The organism is Desulfosoma sp., from assembly GCA_037481875.1.
Taxonomy (GTDB): domain Bacteria; phylum Desulfobacterota; class Syntrophobacteria; order Syntrophobacterales; family DSM-9756; genus Desulfosoma.
In genome coordinates this window covers 90168-107608 of record JBBFKY010000004.1, presented here as the reverse complement: position 1 = coordinate 107608, position 17441 = coordinate 90168, and the positions used below count along the sequence as shown (strand labels likewise).

General features: G+C 54.6%; 16 protein-coding genes. 2 read left to right on the top strand and 14 right to left on the bottom strand.

The window, feature by feature from the left end; all coding sequences use genetic code 11:
• Positions 1-359 precede the first annotated feature (359 nt).
• The 14 genes from WHS46_07410 to ffh form a co-directional block, all read right to left on the bottom strand.
• Entirely contained in the window at positions 360-1295 is a 936-nt protein-coding gene (locus WHS46_07410) for a diguanylate cyclase (protein MEJ5348501.1), read from the bottom strand.
• 18 nt (positions 1296-1313) lie between these two features.
• A complete protein-coding gene (locus tag WHS46_07405; protein ID MEJ5348500.1) occupies positions 1314-4472 on the bottom strand; it encodes a response regulator in 3159 nt (1052 codons plus the stop codon).
• Positions 4469-5608, bottom strand: a complete 1140-nt coding sequence (locus tag WHS46_07400; GenBank protein MEJ5348499.1) for an ABC transporter substrate-binding protein — start codon at positions 5606-5608, stop codon at positions 4469-4471. The genes WHS46_07405 and WHS46_07400 overlap by 4 nt, the downstream gene beginning before the upstream one ends.
• Positions 5609-5972: 364 nt before the next feature.
• Positions 5973-8519 (bottom strand): DUF3536 domain-containing protein, encoded by a 2547-nt coding sequence (locus tag WHS46_07395; GenBank protein MEJ5348498.1) that lies wholly within the window; start codon positions 8517-8519, stop codon positions 5973-5975.
• Between the two features lie 20 nt (positions 8520-8539).
• Complete coding sequence (gene rsmI, locus WHS46_07390; GenBank protein ID MEJ5348497.1) at positions 8540-9430, bottom strand: 16S rRNA (cytidine(1402)-2'-O)-methyltransferase; 891 nt, start codon at positions 9428-9430, stop codon at positions 8540-8542.
• A 5-nt stretch (positions 9431-9435) separates the two neighbouring features.
• The gene (locus tag WHS46_07385) at positions 9436-9810 is read right to left on the bottom strand and encodes a YraN family protein (protein ID MEJ5348496.1); all 375 of its coding nucleotides are present in this window, start codon (positions 9808-9810) and stop codon (positions 9436-9438) included.
• Positions 9779-10450, bottom strand: a complete 672-nt coding sequence (locus WHS46_07380) for a ribonuclease HII (GenBank protein ID MEJ5348495.1) — start codon at positions 10448-10450, stop codon at positions 9779-9781. The genes WHS46_07385 and WHS46_07380 overlap by 32 nt, the downstream gene beginning before the upstream one ends.
• 163 nt (positions 10451-10613) lie before the next feature.
• Positions 10614-10961: a 50S ribosomal protein L19 gene (gene rplS / locus WHS46_07375; GenBank protein MEJ5348494.1), complete on the bottom strand. Its 348-nt coding sequence runs from the start codon at positions 10959-10961 to the stop codon at positions 10614-10616.
• 129 nt (positions 10962-11090) lie between these two features.
• A complete protein-coding gene (locus WHS46_07370; GenBank protein MEJ5348493.1) occupies positions 11091-11690 on the bottom strand; it encodes an RNA methyltransferase in 600 nt (199 codons plus the stop codon).
• Positions 11687-12421 (bottom strand): tRNA (guanosine(37)-N1)-methyltransferase TrmD, encoded by a 735-nt coding sequence (trmD, locus tag WHS46_07365; GenBank protein MEJ5348492.1) that lies wholly within the window; start codon positions 12419-12421, stop codon positions 11687-11689. The genes WHS46_07370 and trmD overlap by 4 nt, the downstream gene beginning before the upstream one ends.
• Positions 12418-12939 carry a ribosome maturation factor RimM gene (rimM, locus tag WHS46_07360; GenBank protein MEJ5348491.1) on the bottom strand — a complete coding sequence of 174 codons (522 nt, stop codon included), beginning with the start codon at positions 12937-12939 and terminating at the stop codon, positions 12418-12420. The genes trmD and rimM overlap by 4 nt, the downstream gene beginning before the upstream one ends.
• Before the next feature lie 3 nt (positions 12940-12942).
• Positions 12943-13176, bottom strand: coding sequence for a KH domain-containing protein (locus WHS46_07355; GenBank protein ID MEJ5348490.1), 234 nt, complete (start codon positions 13174-13176; stop codon positions 12943-12945).
• Positions 13177-13220: 44 nt separating this feature from the next.
• Entirely contained in the window at positions 13221-13481 is a 261-nt protein-coding gene (rpsP, locus tag WHS46_07350) for a 30S ribosomal protein S16 (protein MEJ5348489.1), read from the bottom strand.
• 91 nt (positions 13482-13572) lie between these two features.
• Positions 13573-14922: a signal recognition particle protein gene (ffh, locus tag WHS46_07345; protein ID MEJ5348488.1), complete on the bottom strand. Its 1350-nt coding sequence runs from the start codon at positions 14920-14922 to the stop codon at positions 13573-13575.
• A 239-nt stretch (positions 14923-15161) separates the two neighbouring features.
• Between ffh and WHS46_07340 the strand changes: the two genes are divergently transcribed.
• Together WHS46_07340 and amrB are read left to right on the top strand one after the other, a co-directional pair.
• The gene (locus WHS46_07340; GenBank protein MEJ5348487.1) at positions 15162-15782 is read left to right on the top strand and encodes a cytidylate kinase-like family protein; all 621 of its coding nucleotides are present in this window, start codon (positions 15162-15164) and stop codon (positions 15780-15782) included.
• Positions 15755-17305, top strand: a complete 1551-nt coding sequence (amrB, locus tag WHS46_07335; protein ID MEJ5348486.1) for an AmmeMemoRadiSam system protein B — start codon at positions 15755-15757, stop codon at positions 17303-17305. Before WHS46_07340 ends, amrB begins: the two co-directional genes overlap by 28 nt.
• The last annotated feature ends 136 nt before the right edge of the window (positions 17306-17441 follow it).

The window sequence follows — 17441 nt, the reverse complement described above, 5'->3', positions numbered from 1 at the left end:
TTCTTGTTTTCGGACACGCTCCCTTACCCCCTTAAAAGGGCGTATCGACGCATCTCACCAAACCTTACGGGCCGCTCGACATCCCCTTACCGATCCACGGGGCGAAGTCTTACGGCCTATAGTCATGGCTTACCGACACCGGCTCTCATGGGGGCGAACCGATGCAGCCTATTAGTGTAGGGGCGCACCGATGTGTCCGCTGCACAATTTTTCGTAAACAACGCACACACCCCCTAAAATAGGGGCAAATCAAGGAAAGGCGATTGTCCCCCCGGCGGCAGGGCTCTCTGTTCCGCTCGGGTCGTAGTGCGGGCGGGACACCTGTCCTTCCGGATAAAAACACGGACTAGGACATGCCTCTAAGCACACACGGCCGCGAACGGGTCGCCGGCGCTACAGACGCGGTTTCGTCCCGTGCGTTTGGCAAGGTAGAGAGCTTCGTCAGCGGATTGAATAAGGGCATCGGCGGAAGCACCGGAAACACCAAGGGAAGCCACCCCCGCGCTAAGGGTCACCGAGATGGAAATCTGATCGTTTGCAACGATGGGTCGAGAAGAAACCGCTGCGCGAATCCTTTCGCCCACCCTCACAGCAATGTCCGTATCGGCATTGGGAAGAACCACCATAAATTCTTCCCCTCCAAATCTTCCCACCACGTCATAGGACCGGATCACACTCTGAATTCGAGCCACCGTTTCCTTGAGGACCTGATCTCCCACAAGATGTCCATAAGTGTCGTTAATTTTTTTGAAGTGGTCCAGATCCACCATGAGCACACTGACGGGTTTGTTGTCGCGACCCGCTCTTTCCAGCTCTTCCAACAGTCTTTGATAGGCCGCTCGCCGGTTGTAAATTCCCGTCAAGGGATCACGTGTGGCTTGAAAGCGTAAAGCCTCTCGAGCAGCAACCAGTTCTTCCTGGAGCGAAATGATGCGTCGCCCGATACCCACACGCACTTGAAGTTCACTGGGATCAAAAGGCTTGATCATGTAGTCGTCGGCGCCGGCTTCCAGTCCGGAAATGATTTCCTGGCGGCTTGTTTTGGCCGTCAAAAGGATCAGGTAGAGGTAGCGGTCCTTGGGCACCGTTTCACGCACTTTGCGGCAAATATCCACTCCATCCATGCCGGGCATGACCCAATCCAAAACAGCCAGCCTAGGAGCATCCTCGTTCTTAAGAACATCCCATGCGGCATCTCCGGAGTTGACCGCCACCACATGATAGCCCCATTTGGTCAACATAGCGGCGACCATTTTGCGTGTCGTGGAATCGTCGTCAGCCACCAAAATCCTCATGACCTTCCCTTTCCCCATTTAAAAGCTTACAGCCTCCGGTGGACCGCCCACGTCATGCACCGCCACGGTCAATCGATCCGCCTGTTCTTTGAGCACGGCTACCAGAGGTTTGAGATCCCCGGGGTTTTCTCGGGCTGCCGCCTGTTCCAGCACCAGCGCCGCTTCACGGAGGCGATGGGCCGAGATATTGGCAGCAGCCCCTTTGAGGCTATGAGCCAGTCGTTTGGTGACGGCCATGTCCCCGTCATCTACAGCCTTCTCGATTTCTTCGAGACGTTGGGGAAGCTCCGCCACGAAGTCCAAAAGAACTTCCCACGAAAGATCCATGTCCCCTCCAAGGCGGTCCACCAATTCATCCCAATTGAACACGTCCGGATCGTTCTGAGAGGATCCAACCAAACCCGCTACCACAGGTGCCGTCTCCTTTTCGGTCATGGTGCCGCCACGAGATCGCCGCTCCCTCTGCCGATCAATCACCGCCTGAAGGTCCTCTATGCGAATAGGCTTTGACACATAGTCGTCCATTCCTGCCTTTAGACACATCTCCCGGTCTCCTTGAAGGGCGTGAGCGGTCATGGCAACGATCGGCACCTGAGGATTCCGTACCTGAACAAGCCCTTTTCGGATCATGCGGGTGGCTTCCAAACCGTCCAGAACAGGCATCTGCACATCCATGAAAACCAGATCGTAGCTGTGATCTCGAAGCGCTTCCAGGGCTTCCTGGCCGTTGCCGACCACATCCACTTGACAACCCAACTTGCCGAGGCATCCCACGGCGACTTTCTGGTTTATAGGATTGTCCTCCGCCAAAAGCACCTTAAGTTTTGGAGGCTTTGCACGGGCATCGGAAGATGAGGAAGCCGAATCATCAAGCTGAGGAATCGGCGCGATATCAAGGCAGGCCAAAAGTGCGTTGTAAAGCTTGGAATAGCCTACAGGTTTGGTCAAAACAGCCCGAAACAGGCCTTCCTGCGTCAGCCTTTGCACCATTCGCGCAGAGACGACAGAGGTGAGAAGCACACAGGGCGTGTGACAAAGTTCAGGATCGTCTCGCATCCGGCGCGCAACGGCTTCTCCGTCCATTTCCGGCATCTGCATATCTAGAATCACCACACCAAAAGGGGTTCCCATTTTCTGAGCTTCTCGAAGTTTCTTCAGAGCTGTCGGGCCGTCCTTCACCTCTTCGTAAGTGTAGCCCCAAACACGAAGCATTTCGGTAACCACGAACCGGTTGGTGCTATTGTCGTCCACAACCAGGACACGCGTCCTTCGGATTTGTTCCAAAACCGATTCATCTATCAGATAGGGTTTCTCCTCAGCTTTTTGCTCACCTACTTCCAGGATCGCCGTGAACCAGAACGTGGAACCCTGCCCGACTTCACTTTCCACACCCATAGTACCGCCCATCATTTCCGCCAGCCTTTTTGAGATCGTCAGACCGAGGCCCGTGCCGCCGTATTTTCTCGTGATGGACGAATCGACCTGGGAAAAGGACTGAAAAATTGAATCCAGCCGATCCTTGGGGATACCTATTCCGGTGTCTCTTACGGTAAACCGCAGCCCAACCTTTCCAACCCCAGGTTGAGTCTCTGTGGGAGTCACTCTGAGAACCACCTCACCTTTTTCGGTAAATTTCAAAGCGTTCCCCACTAGGTTGAGTAAAATCTGACGTAGCCTCGCCGGGTCTCCTCGAAGGTATCGAGGCAAAGTCCCATCCACGGAGCATGCCAGCTCCAACCCTTTTTCATGGGCCTTGACCGCCAGGGTTTCAGCCACCCCTTCCACGGTGGCTCTTAGATCGAAATCCACATGCTCCAGTTCCATCTTGCCCGCTTCAATTTTAGAAAAATCCAAAATGTCATTAAGCAGGGCAAGCAAGGCTTCGCCACTTTTATGAATAATGTCAACGTATTCCCTTTGCACGGAATCCAGAGGCGTATCTTGAAGCAGACGATTCATGCCAAGAATGCCGTTCATGGGAGTCCGAATTTCATGGCTCATGTTAGCCAAAAAAAGGCTTTTGGCCTGGTTGGCCATTTCGGCTTCCACGGCAAGACGGTTGGCACGAGCGATGGCTTCTTCGAGTTGCTCGTTGCTCTTTTCTAAAGCCTCCAGTGTGAGACGCACTTCCTGTTCCCGAGACGCCACAGTCCCCGCCATTTGTTTCATGGCTCCCACCACGCGGTCCAACTCGAGGACACCACAAGGCTCCAACCGGTCTACGGCATCGGCATGGCCGCACGCCACATATTCCAAGGCTCGAGAAAAACGTTCCAGAGGTCTTCCCACAACCCTTTCCACCTGCCTTTTAGCCGCCGCCATGATGATCGCTGTGGAAAGACACAGCAAAGTCACGGCAAGACCGGAAGCCTGCATCACCGGGCTCATAAGACGCCACAAAGGTGTCGCCACACAAAGAATCCAGCCGCGCTCTGCCATGAACGCCGCCGTGGCCAAATACCTTTTGGATTCCAGCCTTACCAAGGATACCCGGCTTTTTTTGTCAAAAATGACATGACGGAGCATCTGAAGATGTCCCATGTTGGTCTGCTGAGCCACCAGATGCCGATTCGGGTGGGCCAAAAGGTTTCCGTATCCATCCACGACAAAAACGACATGCCCGGCTCCCTCGGCATCCACCAAAGATTCCACGTAGTCTTGAATGTGAGACAAATCCAGCTCGCCCATCACAAAACCCTGCGAGGCGAGCCTCAGTGTCAAAGACACCGTCACTTTTCCTGTCTCTTGGGACACATAGGGATCGGACACTGTTTCGAGAAGGGAAGGATCCCTAAGCATCGAGGCAAGAAAACCGGAAAAGTCCAAGCCTTCCCCACCGTCAGGGTACGCAGCGACAACGACACCCGCAGGATCGGTGATAATCAGGCGATGAAAATAGGGAAGGGCCTGATGGGCAGCCGCCAACATGGAGGAACCTTCAGCGATTCCGCGCGGGTCCGCGTACATTAAGATTTTTAGCACCGACGCCGCGTGATCGAGATAACCCTCAAGGGATGCCTTAAGAGGCCGCATGATCTGCAAATGATGGTTTCGGACTGCCTGGAACTGGTGGTATCCCACAAGCAGAGTTCCCAAAGCCACGACAACCAGGCCCAGGGTAAAGATCTTAGGTGCCATGTGGGCTCGAACCACCGAAGCTAAGGGTGCGCTTTTCATCCTGTTTCTCCCGCGCGATAAACTACCTGAAAGCGTCCCTGAACCAAGGCTTCGACGATGGATGGAAGAAGGCGGTCTCCACTGGAATTCAGGCGAAGAGGTCCGGTGAGTCCGACGAGATGATGATCTTCCAAAAGAGTTTCTCGCAAAGGAAGATGCGTGGAAAGGGATTGTGCCATGGCACGTTCAAGGAGCCGCACCGCTTCGAAACTAAAGACAGCGGCCTGGTTTGGGGCTTTCCCAAACCTCTGTCGATACTTGTCCACAAAGGCTTTCATGGTCAAAGAGGTGTCCTCAAAATCCACGGCGCTTACCAGCTCCAGACCTTCCACCGTGCGCCCCCCGTAGAGAAGCAGTTCCGGGGATCGTGCCCAAAAGGAGGTAAACAAAGCGGCCGTCACCCCCTGCTTGGCAAGCCATTGACAAAAGTAAGCGGTGTCTTTGGCCGAAGCGACCACAAGCACTGCATCGGAGCCGGCGTGAAAAATGGGCATGGCCAGATGTTTCCACGAGCCCGGCACGGAGGATCGAAACGCATGCTGTGCCAAAACAATGCCTCCTCGGCGAACATAGGCTTGCGCCGAGGCTTCAGCGTAGGATCGGGTATAAGCCTCATTGTCGGCATCCCATACGATGACCAAAGTGCGCAGCCGTCGGTCCAACAACATGCGTTTTGCCAGCAGTTCCACTTGAAAACGGTCGGAAGGCGCCATGCGAAACAGCGCATCTTTTCGAGCATCCAAGGTTTGGGAAGAAGCCGTCGGGCTAAGACACACGCCGTCGGCCTGATCCACGGCGGGAAGCACCGCCGAGACTTGCGTGGTTGTCATGGGACCGAGAACAAGACGAACGCCCTGAGACAGCAGTCGTTCCACGGCGGCTAAAGCCCCAGGAACCGTGCTTTCATCGTCTTCTATGAGAAGTTCAAAAGGGTGTCCGTTCACGCCTCCTGAAGCATTGACGGCTTCCACGGCAAGCACGGCTCCGTTGCGTCCGTGTACCCCCAGATCCGAAAAACGCCCCGTCATGGGACCAACAAAACCGATGTGAATAGGATCCCGAAAAGAACAGCCCTGCATGGAAAAGCCCAAAACCAGGAAACTCAAAAGGAGTCCCAGTCTTTTTACCAATTCCATGCACCGCCTTTCCTTTCCAGAGGCCTTCGACCCTGAAAAGCTCCGTCTTTTTGCAGAGCTGCCAACAGTTTCTCTCCAGTGTTGTTTCGGCTATCGGCACATCCTTTCCAAAGCTTTAAACTTTTTTGTCGACCTTTTCCCTCGGATTACTCAAAACTCCATAGACTTGGGTCCTTTCAGGATTCTCTGAAACCTTCCACGACCAAAGAACGTTAGGGACGGACCTATGTGTCCGCCCACTGAGGGGACGACCTCCTTACAACCCCTCTGCTTTTAAAGTTTCTTGGCCCATGGAAAGATGATCGGGACTGTGGTGTGCTTTGAAATATGGGAAAAGGGTTCTTGCGCAACGGAGGAACCCTTTTCAGGACAACTGGTCAGGGCCATGGGAATCCGCCCTAGGCGTGGCTGGGGAGGAATCCGGGGAAAAAGTGCAGGCACTCAGTGCATCGAGAGTGCGTAAACAGGAACGGTAAGCCCCCTTCAGGTCGCCGCTTTGCAGATGCTTGCTCAGCTCCCACCACAGGGTCGGAATCCACCAATCGCGAAATGCCACCTGAAGTGTTTGGGCGACGTCCACGAGAAGACACAATCTTTCCAAGTAAAGAGTTTGGGAGTCCAAAAGACGACGCAATTCCTTGCGCACGGCTTGGGTTAAAGCGCGGTGCACTTCAGGAAGCTCTTGAGACACACCCCATGAGGCCAGAGAAAGGCGCAGAGATTCAAGGCGAGCCAAGAGGGTTTGGCGTCGAAAAGTTCCCTCCCCTCCGTTTTCGCGAAAACGACCTTCTTCCATGTTTCCTTCTTGCAATAGCGGTTCAAGAACATCGAGGATCTGACGCTCCAGAACGCGCCGCACCGAATCCTTAATGTCTGAGGGCAGGGTAATGCCCCATTCGCGCAAGGACCATAAAAGCCCTTGGTGAGCATTAAAGAAGCGTTTTTGAAATTCCGTATAGAAACGGAGATGATCCTGCGCCAGCTTGGATGCAATTCCCATACGCACATCTTCGGGAACATCCTTCAAAGAGTAGGCTTCAGCCTCAGGCAATTCATCCAAACAGCGCAGCATGGAAGCGGTCCCTTCCACGGCGCAGGTCTGAAGGTTTCGAACCAAGGGCTCAAAAGAGGCGAGATTCTCCATAGGTTTCACCGAAACACGTAAATCCAATCCTCCGAAGTGAATGGCCGCATACCCAAAGCGCTCTGACCTTTCCGTTCGAAGATCTTCCACCTCCATGATTCCCATCTGGCAGGGCACCGGGTATTCACAGAGAAAACGTTCCTGCAGGGCACGCACGGCAAAGATATGGATACGCTCCCTGGGTGGAACTCTCAATGCCAGGGCCTCCATGGCGGCCCCGGCGCAGACTCTTTGGGCCGTCACCCGTTTCGGCAGTACCAAGCGCCGATACACGAGGGCCCCGTTGCCCATTTCCGAAAGGTTGCTTGGCGCCTTTTCCAAAATCTTCAAGAACGATTCTTCGACGGATGCTGCGCCGGTCTTGAGAGCCAGCTCCATGGCTCGACAGGCGTGAGCGAGAATGATCTGGGTTTCCAAGCCACTCACATCGTCAAAAAACCATCCGCACGATGTGTACATGGCCATGGTTTCCTTTTGCATTTCCATCAACTCGAGAACACATCGCCTGTCTTCGGGCCCTAAAGGTTTGCGCTGATGTCTTTGAAAAAAAGCCTCTTTTTCTTCGGCACCTTTGAGAAGCACGTGAATATAGTCGTTACGAGCAGCCCAGGGATCACGGAGCCTTTTGGACCCTTCCTTTTCAAAATGGAGTCCTAAAGCGTCTCGAACCGTGTCCAAAGCCTCCCTAAGGGGTTCGCGCCATTTCTGATGCCATTCCGGGTGAGCTCCACTGTGACAGCCGCAGTCAGTGCGCCATCGTCCCACGCCATGAGCGCAACTCCAGGCCGTCTCGGGCACGATTTCGACTTCGGCCCGTACGGGAAATCGGTCCAAAAAGGCGGCATAGTTCACCACTTCGATGGTGGAATCCTTTTCCACAGCCTGAAAGGCCGCAGCCAAAGCCATATCCCCAAACTTGAAATGGTGCCCGTAGGATTCCCCGTCTGTGGCCGCATGGACAAGCCAGGGTTCGTCGGCGCGCACCTCAGGGTCCGCAAAACCTTCTTGAAAAGCTCCCAGAAGCCGGGAACTGTGTTCCAAAAGCCTTTCAAAGGCGATACCTCGCGCAATCTCGGCATTATAAAAGAAAAGATGTATCCACTTTCCGTTAAGGCACCGACATCGATACGCACGTCCATAGGGAATAGATCCATCTCGAACATCCCGCCAGATCGTGGATTCCCCCTCAAGAAAACGCCACCTGGCCGCTTGGTGCGGAGCTAGAACCGTGAAGCGAATGCCGGCATCCGCCAGGAGAGCCAAGGTTTCATGGTCCACGGCGGTTTCCGGAAGCCAAAGTCCGTCTGGATTTCGGCCGTATCGATAACGAAACTCGGCAATCCCCCAGGCGATTTGAGTCTCCTTATCTCGGCGATTGGCCAAAGGTAAAATGATGTGGTGATAAGCCTGAGCCACCGCGTTACCCCGGCCGGCCAAGCGCTGAGCACTTCGCCGATCGGCTTCCACCAATCGATGGATGACCCAGGGAACATGTTTTTCCAACCAGGCAGTCAAAGTGGGGCCGAAGTCAAAGCTCAACCATTCATAATTGTTGCGCAAAGCCAGAATACGATTTTCGTGGTCCACGATGCGGGCGGCCGTGTTGGGTCGATAGCATTCGTTGGTGATACGCTGGTTCCAGTCGTGGTCGGGATCAGCACTGGGTTCCCGCGGCACAACGTCAAGCCATGGGTTTTCCCGAGGCGGCTGATAGAAATGCCCGTGTAAGCACACACATCGCATGGCCCCTTGAGGCTTCGCCGTCATGGAAATCCTCCCGCGCTAGGTCACTCATTTTTGTGTAGACCAAGATTCAGAGCCGCCCGATACACTTCCCGCCGCCTGATTTTGTAAGTTTTGAGAACCTTTTCCACGGCATCCTTTACGGAATTCCCCTGGTCCAAGTAGTTTTTGAGAATGTCTTGCCACGAGGCGGCTTCTAAAGACTCGAAAGCGGCCTCTTTAGGCGCCCCTTCCACCACCAGGGTCAATTCACCTCGAGTGCCCTCGCTGTAAAAATGCATGGCTTCCGAGATGGTTCCTCGAAACACTTCTTCGTGTACCTTGGTAAGTTCTCGAGCAACCGCAACACGAAGATTTCCCCAATGGTTCAAGATGTCTTGAAGCGTGCGCAGCAATCGCCGTGGTGATTCATAAAGAACCCTTGTCATGGAAAGGGTTGCATACTGATGAAAGAACCTGGTGCGAGCCGCGCCTTTCGGCGGTGGAAATCCCAGAAAGACGAAAGGCTGCGGTGAAAGCCCCGAAACACTAAGGGCTGTAATGACGGCGCTGGGGCCCGGAACAGGTACCACTTTGTGGCCGCCTTTCAGGGCCTCTTGAATGAGAGCCACCCCGGGATCCGAAATACCGGGAGTGCCGGCATCCGTCACCAAGGCCACATTCACTCCCTTTCTTAAAATATCGACGATTTTAGTCAGTCCTTCAGGGGACGTGTGGGCATGACAACTGAGCATCGGCACCCGAATCTGGTGGGCGCTTAAAAGTTTTCGTGTATGCCGAGTATCTTCCGCCACAACATAGGCTACGGAACGCAAAACATCCAAGGCTCTTAAGGTGATATCCGCCAAATTTCCGATGGGAGTCGCCACCACGTAGAGGGTTCCGACATCATGACTTTCTGCTGTATCCCCTTTCCCCTTCCTTTTCTCCCTCACAGCAATCACCCCAACCCTTGGGCATCAAACGCTCCGGGAATCCAACGAATCCGCAGATCTTCACCACGCCACTGGACGGCCACCACATCAAAACGCACAGGCACACCTGCCAGGCCGCGGCTTTTTAGATACCAGAGAGCGACCCGCACCACACGCAGCTTCTTGGTTCGACTGATGGATTCTTCCGCCGACCCCCATCGGGTGCTTCGGAGGGATCGAATTTCTACAAACACATACGTTTTTCCATCCAGAGCTACCAGATCCACTTCGCCCAAGGGACAGCGCATGTTTCTTTCAAGTATTTTCAAGCCTTGATCTTGAAGGTATTCCAAGGCCAGGGTTTCACTGTCACGGCCGGTTTGCACCCGATGTTGCATCATAGGCCGTATCCTTTACGGAACAGACCCCGTGAAATGATCGCCGATGAATAGGACAAGGGCCGAAACGCCGCAGCGCCTGGAGATGTTCCTGAGTGGGATAACCTTTGTGGCGGGCAAATCCATAAAGGGGGTAGAGCTCATGGTAGGTACGCATGAGGTGGTCGCGGTGGACTTTGGCCACAATGGAAGCCGCTGCAATGGAGAGGCTTCGCACGTCTCCTTTAACCACACTGCGTTGCGGGATGGAGAGAGGTAGACTGTAGGGACCGTCGATGAGCACCAGGTCGGGAGGAACCTTCAGTTGTTGAATGGCTCGAACCATGGCCGTCAAAGAGGCCTGCAGAATGTTGATTCGGTCTATTTCTTGGGCTTCCACCCAGCCTACGCCGACGGACACCGCCACCTGATGTATCTTTTCAACCAATTCTTCACGGCGGGTCGGTGAAACTTTCTTGGAATCCGTCACGCCGGAAAGATTCATTCCTTCAGGAAGAATGACGGCCGCCGCCACCACCGGGCCGGCCAAAGGACCTCGACCCGCTTCATCCACACCGGCCAAAAGACGAAAACCCCGCCGGCGGATCGCCTGATCAAAACAGAAGCCATCCACCGGGAGGGTTTCAAACAAAGTCCTCTGCATGAACGAAAGGTCCTTTAGGATCTTCGTAAAGTGTCGGGAGGGAACCCACGGGCCGCGCCCCGTTCCCAACGCCTCATAAAACGAGGCCCTCTAAGGAGAAACAAGCATGCTTCACCGTCGTCACACACTCCACGTTTCGAAGGATTGTGCGCTTTTAAAAGGGCTATCGTCGTTCTTTGATTCGAGCCGCCTTGCCAAGGCGATCCCTCAGGTAGTACAGGCGAGCACGACGCACGCGACCTTTACGGACCACCTCGATTTTGTCGATCTGCGGAGAATGAAGGGGAAAGATCCTCTCCACGCCGATGCCATAAGAAACCTTTCGCACCGTGAAGGTGGCTCCCACGCCCCCTCGATGCCGGCGAATCACCACACCCTCAAAAACCTGGATGCGTTCCTTGTCGCCTTCACGAATCTTGACATGCACCTTCACCGTGTCCCCAACGCGAAACTGCGGAATATCCACGCGCATCAGGTCGCGTTCAAGACTCTGAATCACATTGAAGCCCATAAGTCTCCTCCAGTCTTCTTCCCTAAGCTCGATCCAGATCGTGCAGCCGGCGCTCGAGCGCCCTGTTTCCTGGTCATGTTGCGAAACGCGGATCGCTTACATACTCCAAAACAAAGCCTAGCGCAAATATCAAAATGGAGAAGTGACCTTTTCCCTGAAGAATCGGTCCACCAAAATGGCAGCCGCACATCGAACAGAAAGGTGATTATAATCCCCTCGCCCCTCCACCGGCCGTAATGTCCCGTGGCAAAGCCTCCAGACCTTTTCCGCCAACCCCCAACCGGTACCGAACACCAGCATGCCGGGTCGACCTGTGGTTTCAAGAATCATTCGTGCCTCCGCCGGCTCCACATCGGTCCCACTGGCTCGTGCTGAAGTGGCCCATAAAAAAGGCGGGCGACCGTGTTCCTTTTCCACGTGAGCGATAGCTTCTTCCAAAGTGGATACTACACGAAGGCGCCGTAGAGCCCGTTCCCGATCGGGATGTAATTGGCTTCCAACCCCATAAAGCCAGTGATGGATTAAACGATGAACCAGGTCCTGCTGATCCTTAAGCGGGGTCACCACGTAGCATGCAGGAAGTTCATAAGTGCAGGCGAGCCGGGCCATGTCGTGCAAATCCAAATTGGTCACGGCAGCTGCGATTTCTTCCCCACGTCGGTTCCGCACCGGAGCATGGACCAACGCCAGGTAAAGGATCGGTTCCTTTACCATGCCCGTGTCGCTCATGGAGCTTCATCCCCCTCCCTAAGCAACGATAGGTCCTCTTGGGAAAGGGTCAATCGAGCAAAAAGATCCGGACGTCTCTCTCGGGTTCGCAAGAGGGCCTGCTTGCGGCGCCATCGAGCGATCCGCTGATGATCCCCGGAAAGCAGCACCTCGGGCACCTTGAGCCCTCGAAACTCTTGAGGTCTGGTGTAGTGAGGATATTCCAAAATGGGCTCTTGAAACGACTCGGCCCTCGCAGAGGCCTCGTTTCCCAACACTCCGGGAAGCAATCGAATGACCGCATCCATCACCACCATGGCGGCCAGTTCGCCTCCGGAGAGAATAAAATCCCCGATAGAAACCTCTTCATCCACAAAAAACCGGGCCACCCTTTCATCAACACCTTCGTAGCGGCCGCACACGAGCACCAGCCGTTCCAAACGACTGTAACGACGAGCGAGGTCCTGGTCGAACAAAACACCTTGGGGACTTAAAAGCACCACATGCGCCGGCGGCCCTAAAGGGGCCAAGGTTTCCAGAGCCCGCACAATGGGTTCCGGCTTCATGACCATCCCTTCGCCGCCTCCGAAAGGTCTGTCGTCGGTCATCTGGTGCCGATCCGTGGTGAAATCCCGCAAGTTATGAACGCGAATGGTCACCAGGCCTTTGGCTTGAGCTTTGCCCGGAATACTTTCGCAAAGCGGCCCGCCCTGAAACATGTTCGGGAAAATGGTCAGGATGTCAAAGATCATTCGATCAAACCTTCCGGGGGATCCACCACCATGACCCCGCGGGGAACATCGATCGCCTTGATGATCTCATCAACGGCGGGAAGCAAGATTTCTCGCCCGGCATCCGTTTTCACCACATAGATGTCGTGGGCTCGCGTTTCCATCACCCCGACCACACGCCCCAAAACGGCACCGTTTTCCGTCACCGCTTGCAAACCCACCAGTTGGTGATGGTAATATTCGCCTTCCGCCAACGGAGCCAGTTCTTCTTCGGGAACACCTACCTCCAGGCCCACAAGACGTTGGGCGGCTTCAATGTCTTTGACACCTTCAAAACCGACGACCCATTCGGCGCCCAAAGGCCGTTTTTCCGCAATGCGCAAAGCTCGAGGCATTCCGCCTGTGAGCCCTTGCACGAAAAGCCACTGCCCGCTTTCACGCCGACTTAAGGTTTCTCCATAGGGAGCGATAAGAAGGGCGCCGCGAATACCATGAGTCCTTATGATTTTTCCCACGGCAACCCAGCGCGGACCGCTCATGACCTATTCGATGATTTCCAGAACCGCCCGTTTTCGAATTTTGGTGGATGCGGCACTGAGGATCGTCCGCATGGCGCGGGCTGTGCGACCTTGCTTGCCGATGACTTTGCCCAAATCCTCTTTGGCCACTCGCAATTCAATGACGGAGGTTTGTTCCCCTTCAATTTCCGAAACACGCACATGTTCCGGCTTGTCCACCAACGCCCGCGCCATGTACTCAATGAGTTCCTTCAGCATGGTTCACCCCTCCGTTTTCTCAGCGCCGCCTGCCCTCAGGTCCCTCAGGAAGCCTTTGGTACACCCAAATTCGCATGCTTGCGAATAAGGCTCATGACCGTCTTCGTCGGTTGCACACCCTGTTCGAGCCAGTACTGCAGGCGCTCCGTGTTAAAGGTGACCGTTTCCGGCTGGGTCAAAGGATTGTAGGTGCCGACGCGTTCAATGAACCGACCGTCACGAGGGGCTTCCGAATGGGCCACCACGATGGAATAAAAGGGTCTTTTCTTGCTGCCCCGACGAGCCAAACGGATACGAACCGGCATGATCTTATTCTACCTCCTGTTTTTGTCACTTTACCTCACAGCCCACACGGGCTCAAAACAAATTCTTGCCCTATACACCAGAAGAGCCGTCTTAAAAAGAGAAAAATGCCTTCACTTTCTTTTTCTTCGGCTTCTTGCTTCCTTTGCCGCCCCCCATAACCTGCTTCATCATGCGCCGAGCGTCCTCGTAGCTGCGCAGTAGCTGGTTCACTTCCTGCACACTGGTGCCGCTGCCCATGGCAATACGGCGTTTGCGGCTGGCGTTGATGATGGAAACATCACGGCGTTCTTCTTTGGTCATGGAATTGATGATGGCTTCAGTGCGCACCAAGGCTTTTTCATCGATCTGCATCTTTTTGAGTTCTTTGAGCATGCCCATGCCGGGAAGCATCTTGAGGATGGACTCCAAGGACCCCAGCTTTTTGATCTGGCGAAGTTGCCTTCGAAAATCTTCCAGGCTAAAGGAATCGTCCTGAAACTTTCGCGCCAGGTCCAGGGCTTCCTGCTCATCAAAGGCTTCCTGGGCCTTTTCAATGATGCTCAAAACATCGCCCATCCCCAAGATACGCGAACTCATGCGATCCGGATGAAAGACTTCCAGCGCGTCCAGCTTTTCGCCAACCCCGACGAACTTGATGGGGCACTCCGTGACGGCTTTAATGGAAAGAGCCGCACCCCCTCGAGCATCGCCGTCCAGCTTTGTGAGGATCACTCCGGTCAATTGCAAGGCTTCATGAAAGGAACCGGCCACTTGCACGGCATCCTGGCCGGTCATGGCATCGGCTACCAAAAGGATTTCTTTCGGGTTCAGAATTCCTTTCAGGCGCCTTAGTTCATCCATCAGTTCCGTGTCGATGTGCAGGCGCCCCGCCGTATCCACAAGGATCACGTCACATTGGTTGTCCTTGGCGAAGGGAACAGCCGCAGAAACGATCTCTTCGGGTTTGTCCCGAGAAGAGGCGGCGTAGACAGGAAGATTCAGTTGCCGTCCCAAAGTGATCAGCTGATCGATGGCGGCAGGGCGGTAGACATCGGCGGGAACAAGGCAGGGCTTTCGTCCAGTCTTAGCCAGGTGTCTCGCCAATTTTGCCGCAGTTGTGGTCTTGCCGGAACCTTGAAGCCCCACAAGCAGAATCCCGTGAGGAGGCTTGCCGGACAAATCCAAAGGCACCGCTGAGCCCCCCATGAGCTCGGTCAAAGATTCATGGACGATTTTGATGACCTGTTGACCTGGGGTGAGGCTGCGCATGACCTCTTGGCCCACGGCCCTTTCAGACACCTTGGCGATAAAATCCTTGGCCACCTTGTAGTGCACATCCGCTTCCAAAAGGGCAAGGCGTACCTCACGTAAGGCGTCCTGAATGTTTTGTTCCGTGAGTTTTCCATAACCCTTCAGGTGGCGGAAAACCTTTTGTAATTTGGCGCTCAGGCTGTCAAACATAATCCCTTCCGTTTCTGGGGATTGATCTCGGGATTTCTCCGCTTTTTTTTCGACGCTTGAGCATGCTATATTTTGAGCACGTTCGTGTCAAGAAACGAGAAATCTAGGAGATTTAAGGGTCGTCGGAGCCCCCTTGCGGACAAAAGGGAGACTCAAACCAACGCCCCCAGTGGGATTTCGTTTGTTCCTTAAAGCATGGAAAGCGCTTGGGTTCGGACTCATGTGACAGGAGGTCGGTCATGGCGGTGATTACCATCAGTAAGGAATATGCATCCCAAAGTGAGGAATTTGCAAAAAGATTGGCAGAGCGCTTAGGCTACAGCATTCTCGACCGACAGATCGTGGCCGAAGCGGCCAAGGAACTGCGCATTTCCCCCAGCGAAGCTCAAAGCTTTCACAAGGAACGGGAGTCCAGGCTTCTTCGCCTCATCGACCGATACACCTCCAGTGTGGTGCAAAAAGTGGTGGACCGTTCTTACGGCCGCTTGGATGATAAGACCTATCATGAAGTCACCGTGAAACTCGTTCAAAAAGTGGCCGCCGAAGACAATGTGATTATTCTAGGGTGGGGAGCCCAGTGCATCCTGGCCGATCACCCTAAAGCCGTCCATCTTCGCATTGTTAAAACACTGGAAGACCGTATTCTATGGCTTCGCGAAAACCTGGACATGGACGAGCGCTCGGCTCGGGACCTCATTGAGCGTGAAGAAAAAGAATCCGCCGAGTATGTGGAACACTACTTCAACCGCGCGTGGGACGATGCCCATTTGTACCATGCGGTTTTGAACCTTAGCCGCATTCCTTTAGACGATGCCGTGGAGCTGATCGCCAAATGGATCGAAAAGAATGCCGCTTCATGAACCTATTCCCCGGGCAAAACCGATTGTTCATTGGACCGGTGCTGACCTTTCTGGTGGCCTTCCTTTTTCAGGGCTGGAGCGCCGAGCCGGCTTGGACACAAGATAAGGTTCGATCCCCTATCCTCGCTGGTTCATGGTATCCTGCGGATGCCGGGGAACTACGTGCCACCATTGACAAGTATTTGCAGCGGGCCGATCTTCCCAAAGATCTACCTCGAGATGGACATTTTCTGGGCATTGTGGCCCCTCATGCAGGAATCGTCTACAGCGGTCCCGTCGCGGCCTATGCTTACAGGCTGGTTCAGGATCACCCCGCGGAGGCTGTGGTGATCCTGGCTCCAAGCCATCGCGTGTCTTTTCCGGGTGTTTCCGTTTTTCGGGAGGGCCCGTTTGCCACACCTCTAGGTCAGGTCCCCTTACAGGCGGATCTCATCGAGGCGCTTCTCAAGAGTTGCCCGGACGTTCGGGATTATCCTCCGGCGCACGCTAGGGAACACGCCGTCGAGATTCAGCTTCCTTTCCTTCAGACAGTGCTTCCCTCCTTTCGCTTGGTTCCCCTTGTCTTCGGGAATGTCTCCTGGGATACCTGCGAAAGGGTGGCCCAAGCACTCAGTGCTCTCTCCTCATCCTTTCGATTCCTTGTGGTGGCCAGCACGGATCTTTCTCATTATCATGCGGACGTGGAGGCTCGCGTCATGGACGCTCGAGTCCTGGATAGGTTGAAGCGTCTGGAATCCCGCGAGCTCTGGCAGGACTTGAGTTCAGGCGCTTGTGAAGCCTGCGGAGCGGGTCCTTTAGTCACCTTGCTCCTTTACGCCCAAAAAAGGGGCGCTAAAAACATGAGCGTTTTGCACTACGCCACTTCCGCCGATGTGACAGGCGAAAAAAGCCGTGTCGTAGGCTATGCGGCCGCCGCCGTGTTCCACGATGATTCCCAGAAAAGAAGTTCTATGGTGCAGGGCCCTCTGAGTCCTTCGGCCCCGACGCTAAGTGATGAACATAAAGCGCGGCTGAAGACCCTGGCACGGGACACCCTTGAAGCCGCTCTTTTCGGCAAGACCGTTCCGGACCTTGACCTTTCAACACTTCCAAAGGCATTGCAAGAACCTCGCGGAGCTTTTGTGACACTCAAACGTCACGGACAACTCAGGGGATGCATCGGCCACATCGAAGCTCGATGGCCGCTGGCCCAAACCGTCTCCCGTATGGTGCTGGCTGCAGCTTTTCATGACCCGCGCTTTCCCCCGCTCTCCTCAAAAGAATGGAACGACCTAGAATTGGAAATTTCCGTGTTATCCCCCTTGGTGAAACTCAAAGATCCGTCCCAGGTGCAGGTCGGGATTCATGGGCTTTACATGCGCCGAGGATCCCAAGCCGGGCTTCTCCTTCCCCAGGTACCCGTAGAACAAGGCTGGAACCAGGAAACCTTTCTTCGGCAAACATGCCTCAAAGCAGGCCTGAACCCTGAGGCGTGGAAAGAACCGGAAACAGAAATCTTTGTTTTTACAGCGGAAGTCTTCTGACCGCCATTCTGAGGTGGACCAATGTCTCAGCTCAATGGTCTTAAGGAAACCCGCCGGCGCAGGTCCTAAAAACTCGCCCGAAAACGCACAATGACCAGCGTGCGGAATACCGTGCGAGGGGAGAAGCGCGGCGCCG